Annotated in this window: 3 protein-coding genes; all 3 read left to right on the top strand. The window is 69.1% G+C overall.

The genetic code is table 11. The features are described 5' to 3' along the window. Positions 1 to 292 precede the first annotated feature (292 nt). The 3 genes from dnaE to ABZW17_RS39935 all read left to right on the top strand — a co-directional run bounded on the left by dnaE (position 293) and on the right by ABZW17_RS39935 (position 7,061). Positions 293 to 3,880 (top strand): DNA polymerase III subunit alpha, encoded by a 3,588-nt coding sequence (gene dnaE / locus ABZW17_RS39925; protein ID WP_354826078.1) that lies wholly within the window; start codon positions 293 to 295, stop codon positions 3,878 to 3,880. 101 nt (positions 3,881 to 3,981) lie between these two features. Beyond that, positions 3,982 to 5,451, top strand: a complete 1,470-nt coding sequence (locus ABZW17_RS39930; protein WP_354826091.1) for an MFS transporter — start codon at positions 3,982 to 3,984, stop codon at positions 5,449 to 5,451. Positions 5,452 to 5,879: 428 nt separating this feature from the next. Next, the gene (locus ABZW17_RS39935) at positions 5,880 to 7,061 is read left to right on the top strand and encodes a low temperature requirement protein A (RefSeq protein WP_354826081.1); all 1,182 of its coding nucleotides are present in this window, start codon (positions 5,880 to 5,882) and stop codon (positions 7,059 to 7,061) included. Positions 7,062 to 7,395: the final 334 nt, after the last annotated feature.

Genomic DNA, 7,395 nt, shown 5'->3' on the forward strand with positions numbered 1-7,395 from the left:
CCCCGCCTTGTGCTCGGGCGGGGCGGTTTTCTTCCACCCGCCCGCCGGGTGGTTCTGCTTTTGTTTAGGCTTTTTCTGCACCCAATAAACACTTCCCCACGGCGGGTGTCCCCGGCCGCCGCGCGTGACCGCCCGGCCGCGGCGCGTGTCGTGATCGTTTCCGCCCGAACGCGGGGCGCGTCGCGCCGCCCGCCGCGGGCTCCGGAGGCGCACAATCAAGCCCGGCGAGTGCGGGATAAGGTGGGAGACCCGCCGCGCGCCGGTCCGATCCACCTAGGGGAGGTTTTCGCTGGTGTCGAACGATTCCTTCGTCCACCTGCACGTCCACACCGAGTACTCGATGCTCGACGGTGCGGCGAAGATCGCTCCCCTCTTCGCGGAGGCGGCGCGCCTCGGCATGCCCGCGGTCGGCATGACCGACCACGGCAACATGTACGGCGGCGACGAGTTCTACCAGCAGTCGAAGAAGCACGGCCTCAAGCCGATCATCGGCATCGAGGCCTACATCGCGCCGGAGTCGCGGTTCCACAAGAAGCCGGTCTTCTGGGGGCAGTCGAACCAGCGCGGCTCCGACGAGCTGGGTGAGGGCGGCGACGTCTCGGGCGCCGGTGCCTACACCCACATGACGATGCTCGCGCAGAACGCCACCGGGCTGCGGAACCTCTTCAAGCTGTCCTCGCTGGCCAGCATGCAGGGCTACTACCGCAAGCCCCGGATGGACCGCGAGCTGATCTCCGAGAACCACGCCGGCATCATCGCCACCACCGGCTGCCCGTCCGGCGAGGTGCAGACCCGGCTGCGGCTGGGCCAGAAGGAGGCGGCGATCCAGGCCGCGTCCGACTACAAGGACATCTTCGGCGCGGACAACTTCTTCCTCGAGCTGATGGACCACGGCCTGCCGATCGAGCGGTCGGTCCGCGAGGGCCTGCTGGAGGTCGGCCGGCTGCTCGACCTCAAGCCGATCGCCACCAACGACTCGCACTACGTCACCAAGGACCAGGCGGACACGCACTCGGCGCTGCTGTGCGTCCAGGCGGGCAAGACCCTCAACGACCCGACCCGGTTCAAGTTCGACGGCGACGGCTACTACCTCAAGTCCGCCGCCGAGATGCGCGAGTACTGGGACAAGGAGGTCCCGGGCGCGGCCGACACGACGCTGATGATCGCCGAGCGCGTCGAGTCCTACGAAGAGGTCTACTCGCACAAGGACCGGCTGCCGTTCTTCGAGGTCCCGGAGGGCTACGACCAGGGCACCTGGCTGCGCGAAGAGGTCCAGCGCGGCCTCAAGTGGCGGTTCCCGGACGGCGTGCCGGACGAGTACTACAACGAGCGCATCGAGATCGAGCTCGACGTCATCATCGGCAAGGGCTTCCCGGCCTACTTCCTGATCGTCGCCGACCTCATCAGCTACGCCCGCAAGGTCGGCATCCGGGTCGGCCCCGGCCGTGGTTCGGCCGCCGGTTCGCTGGTCGCGTACGTGCTCGGTATCACCAACCTGGACCCGATCCCGCAGAAGCTGCTGTTCGAGCGGTTCCTGAACCCCGAGCGCGTCTCGATGCCCGACATCGACATCGACTTCGACGACCGCCGGCGCGGCGAGATGATCCGGTACGCCACCGAGAAGTACGGCGCGGACAAGGTCGCCCAGGTCATCACCTTCGGCACCATCAAAACCAAGGCGGCGATCAAGGACTCCGCCCGCGTCCACTTCGGCCAGCCGGGCTACGCGATCGCGGACAAGATCTCCAAGGCCCTGCCGCCGCCGATCATGGCGAAGGACATCCCGCTCTCGGGCATCGTCGACAACAAGCACGAGCGCTACGGCGAGGCCGCCGAGGTCCGCGCGCTGGTCGAGACCGACGAAGAGTGCAAGACGATCTTCGAGACCGCCCGCGGCCTCGAGGGCCTGATCCGCAACGCGGGCGTGCACGCCTGCGCGGTCATCATGTCGTGCGACCCGCTGACCGACGCGATCCCGCTCTGGCAGCGTGACGACGGCTCGATCATCACCGGCTGGGACTACCCGTCGTGCGAGGCCATCGGCCTGCTCAAGATGGACTTCCTGGGCCTGCGGAACCTGACGGTCATCGGTGACGCGATCGACAACATCAAGGCCAACCGCGGGATCGACATCGACCTCGACACCCTGGGCGTCGAGGACCCCGAGACCTACAAGCTGCTCGCCCGCGGCGACACGCTCGGCGTGTTCCAGCTGGACGGCGGGCCCATGCGAGACCTGCTCCGCCGCATGGAACCCACGGTGTTCGACGACATCGTCGCGGTCGGCGCGCTCTACCGCCCCGGCCCGATGGGCATGAACGCGCACAACGACTACGCCGACCGGAAGAACAACCGGCAGAAGGTCAAGCCGATCCACCCGGAGCTCGACGAGCCGCTGCGGGAGATCCTGGCCGACACCTACGGCCTGATCGTGTACCAAGAGCAGATCATGCACATCGGCCAGAAGGTGGCCGGCTACACGATGGGCCGCGCGGACGTGCTGCGCCGCGCGATGGGCAAGAAGAAGAAGGAAGTCCTCGACCTCGAGTACGACGGCTTCGAGGCCGGGATGAAGGCCAGTGACCTGGTCCCGGGCGGGTTCTCCGCCGAGGCCGTCAAGGCGCTCTGGGACACGATCCTCCCGTTCGCCGGGTACGCGTTCAACAAGAGCCACGCGGCCGCGTACGGCCTGATCTCGTACTGGACCGCGTACCTCAAGGCGAACTTCACGCCCGAGTACATGGCCGCCCTGCTCACCTCGGTGGGGGACAACAAGGACAAGTCGGCCGTCTACCTGTCCGAGTGCCGCCGGCTCGGCATCAAGGTGCTCCCGCCGGACGTCAACGAATCGGCCCTGCGGTTCGCGGCCGTCGGGGACGACATCCGCTTCGGGCTGGGTGCCGTCCGCAACGTCGGCGCGAACGTCGTCGAGTCGATCATCAAGACCCGCGAGGAGAAGGGCAAGTACGCCACCTTCACCGACTTCCTCGACAAGTCCGAGCTCGTGGCCTGCAACAAGCGGGTGATCGAGTCCCTGATCAAGGCGGGCGGCTTCGACTCCCTCGGCCACACGCGGCTGTCGATGATCCAGGTCCACGAGGACGCGGTCGAAGCGGTCGTCCCCCTCAAGCGCCAGGAGGCGATGGGCCAGTTCGACCTGTTCGGCTTCGGCGGCGACGAGGGGGAGGCGGCACCGTCGTCGTCCCCGCTCGCGCACCTGAAGTTCGGCGAGGAGGAGTACCCGCGCAAGCAGCTGCTGGCGTACGAGCGCGAGATGCTGGGCCTGTACGTCTCGGCGCACCCGCTGGACGGCGCCGAGCGGATCCTGCGCAAGCACGCCCCGAAGCCGATCGCGAGCATCCTCAACGATCCGCCGAAGGAAGGCGAGCTGGTGATCTCCGGGCTGATCACCTCGCTGGAACGGCGGGTCAACAAGAAGGGCGAGCCCTGGGCCATCTGCACGGTCGAGGACATGGACGCGTCCCTCGAGGTGCTGTTCTTCCCCAAGTCGTACGCGCTCTTCGCGGGCGAGCTGATCGAGGACAACGCGGTCCTGGTCAAGGGCCGGGTCAACTGGCGCGAAGACAAGATGTCCGTTTTCGGCGGCGGCCTTGCGACGCTCGACCTGTCCGAGGTCGGCACGGGCAACGGCGACGACGAGCCACCGCTGGTCCTGCTGGCGGCGGCGGAGAAGATCGACCAGTCGGTGGTGAGCGAGCTGCGGTCCACGCTGCTGGCCCACAAGGGTGAGACCCCGGTGCACCTCAAGCTGGTGGGCAAGAACCAGACGGTCTTCGCCCTCTACGACTACCCGGTGAAGGTCAGCTCGATGCTGATCGGCGAGCTGAAGGGCATCCGCGGGATCACGGCGTCGACGTGACGGGCTCGGGATCCGCGGGCACAACGCGCGCGGATCCCGCCTTTCGTGTTTGCTGAGTGGGGTATCCCCGCCCGGTGAACACGCGTGAGGTCAGCTCCCCGATGTCGTACGAACCCGATCCCCGGCGCTGGAAAGCGCTTGCCGTCTCGCTCACGGCCGGGTTCATGGGCCTGCTCGACGTCAGCATCGTCAACGTCGCGCTCCCGTCCATGCAGACCGGCCTGAACGCGAGCAGCGGCGGGATCCGCTGGGTCGTCTCCGGCTACGCCCTGGCGTTCGGCCTGGTCCTGGTGACCGGCGGCCGCCTCGGGGACGCGTTCGGCCGGCGGAACATGTTCCTCGGCGCCCTCGCCGGGTTCGTCCTCACCAGCGCACTGGCCGGCGCCGCGCCCAACGAGACGACCCTGGTGCTCGCCCGCCTCGCCCAAGGCTTGGCCGCGGGCATGCTGACCCCGCAGAACACCGGCCTGATCCAGGACCTCTTCCGCGGCGCCGAGCGCGGGCGCGCCTTCGGCATGTTCGGCGCGGTCGTCGGGATCTCGACGGCGGTCGGCCCGATCCTCGGCGGCGCCATCATCGCGGTCTTCGGCGCCGCGGACGGCTGGCGCTGGGTGTTCTACGTCAACGTCCCGATCGGCGTCCTCGCCTTCGTCCTCGCCCTGCGGCTGCTGCCACGCAGCGAAAAACAGCAGCTCAGGGTCTCCTCGGAGATCGACTTCGTCGGCATCGCCCTGCTGGCGGTCGCCGTGCTCGGCGTGCTGCTGCCCGTCATCGACTCCGACAGCGGCGGCTTCAAGCACCTGTGGTGGCTCTTCGTCGTCGCCGCGGTGTTCGGGTTCGCGTTCGTGCGCTGGGAACGCTCGGTGGTCCGGCGCGGCCGGTCGCCGCTGCTCGACACCCGCCTGTTCACCGGCACCCCCGGCTACGCGGCCGGCGCGGCGGTCGGCGCGCTCTACTTCTGCGGGTTCGCCGGGATCTGGCTGGTCTTCGCGATGTTCTTCCAGCAGGGCCTGGGCTACTCGCCGCTGCAGTCCGGCCTGTCGGTGACGCCGTTCGCGCTCGGCTCGGCGGTGTCCGCGGCCGTCGCCGGGCGGCTGGTACCGCGCTTCGGCCGCCGGCTGACCGTCACCGGGCTGGCCATGGTCGCCGTCGGGCTGCTGGCCGTCGCCCTGCTCGCCGAGCTGGTCCCGCCGTCGGCGTCCGGGTGGGCGTTCGCCCTGCCGCTGGTGTTCGCGGGCGTGGGCGGCGGGATGGTGATTTCGCCGAACACGACGCTGACCCTGGAGTGCGTGCCGGTCCGGATGGCCGGGGTCGCGGGTGGTGCGCTGCAGACCGGGCAGCGGATCGGCACGGCGATCGGCACCGCCGTCCTCGCGTCGGTCTTCGGCCTGGTCGTCGGCCGGGGCTACCCCCTGGCGCTGACCGTCGCGCTCGGTTGCGCGGCCCTCCTGACGTGTGGCGCGCTCGCGCTGGCGATCGCCGAACTGCGGGCCCGCCGTCGCCGGGCTTCCGAAGACGAACGCGAGGCGCGCGAGGCCGAAACGTCCGCGGCCGACGTCCACCGGAGCTAGAACACTACTTTCCGCAGATTCGCGATGCTCCATCCGAGTGACGAGCACGGAAAGACACTGGTGCTACGGAGAGCAACCGGGTAGATCTTATGGAGCCTTCACTGCGCGGCTACGGCTACCGACAGTGGCAATCAGTCGGCCACCCGGGGATGGGGTGACCGGCTTGAGCGATCGAGGCGTCCGGAGTTCGAGGGAATGGACACACTCGGTCACCTTCCGTCCAGTGGGTGTCGGCGTCCGCGGGGGACCGTCCGGCACTCGCGGAAGGGCTGCCCATCGGTGCCCGCCGGCGCGTGACGGTGGCGGGCGGGCCCGGGTGAGGGGGAACCAGGCCCGCCCGTCTGCTTCACCCGTGTCGCACGCACCCCTCCCGCCCTGATCGTGCTGGGATGATCGCGTCCGACCGAGGCCGACGCGGGGGAGTCCCGATGACCGAGCAGCCGTCCGGGGTCCGGGTCTGGTACCGGCCGATGCGGTCCCGCGACCGCGGCGAGCACCACCGCGTCGCGACGCCGCTGGAGCTGCTGTTCGACCTGTGTTTCGTGGTCGCCGTCGGCCAGGCCGCGGCCGCGCTGCACCACGCGCTGGCCGAGGGGCACGCCGCCCACGGCGTGACGTCCTTCGCGATGGTGTTCTTCGCGATCTGGTGGGGCTGGCTGAACTTCAGCTGGTTCGCCTCCGCGTTCGACACCGACGACGTCCCGTACCGGCTGGCCACGCTCGTGCAGATCGCCGGCGGGCTGACCATCGCGGCCGGGGTGTCGAGCGCGTTCGAGGGCGACTTCCGGGTGATCGTCGCCGGGTACGTCCTGATGCGGCTGGCGATGGTGGTCCAGTGGCTGCGCGCGGCGCGGTCGGAGCCGGAGTGCCGCCCGGCCGCGTTGCGCTACGCCGCCGGGATCGTGGTGGTCCAGGCGCTGTGGATCGCGCGGCTGTGGGTGCCGGGGACCGCGGGCGCCGTCGCGTTCGTCGTGCTGGTGCTGGCCGAGCTCGCGGTGCCGGTGTGGGCCGAGAGCAGCGGCGGGACGACGTGGCACCCGCACCACATCGCCGAGCGGTACGGCCTGTTCACACTGATCGTGCTCGGCGAAGTGATCCTCGGCGCGACGAACGCGGTCAAGGAGGGCACGTCGGAGACCGGGCACCTGGGCGCGCTGATCTCGCTGGCCGCGGCCGGCCTCGTCCTGGTGTTCTCGATGTGGTGGCTGTACTTCGACCGGCCGGGGCACGCGCGGCTCGTCCGCCGCCCGACCATGTTCACGTCGATGAGCTGGGGGTACGGCCACTACTTCATCTTCGCGTCCGCGGCGGCCGTCGGCGCCGGCCTCGAGGTGGCGGTCGCCTACGACACGGGGACGCTGCACCTCGGCGGCGTGGCGGCGGCGCTGCCGACCACGATCCCGGTCGCGGTCTTCCTGCTGAGCGTCTGGCTGCTGCACATCGGCCCGACGAACGAGTGCCGCCCGATCGCCATCGGCTTCCCGGTGTCGGCGGTGCTCGTCCTGGCGGCGTCGTTCACGCCGGCGCCGATCCACGTGACCGCCCTCCTCGCCGCCGCTCTGGTCGTGCTGACGGTCGTCGCGACCCACGACTCGCGTCAGCCGGCCTGACGGCGGTATCGGTGCAGGTCAGGGGCCTGGCGCGAAAAAAGGGACCCCCCTGTGCAAGGGGGTTTCGGGGGCATGTAAAGTTCTCCAAGTCGCCAGGGAAACCGAGCGGCCGCCGGGAACACGAACCAAGCTCCCACGATCGTGGTAGAGTGGGTGGTCCCGAACCAGGGTGGTATCCCTGGAACAAAGCTTGAAACAAAAGCCGAAGACCAAGGCGCTTCGCGGCGCGGCGGTCCGAAGTGTGTTGCTTGAGAACTCAACAGTGTGCTAGTGAACTAAGCCAGTAGAGCTTATGTATTGAACCTCGTATGAGGTTCCTTTGAGAGCATTAAAT

The organism is Amycolatopsis sp. NPDC004625 (genome assembly GCF_040609695.1).
Classification (GTDB): domain Bacteria; phylum Actinomycetota; class Actinomycetes; order Mycobacteriales; family Pseudonocardiaceae; genus Amycolatopsis.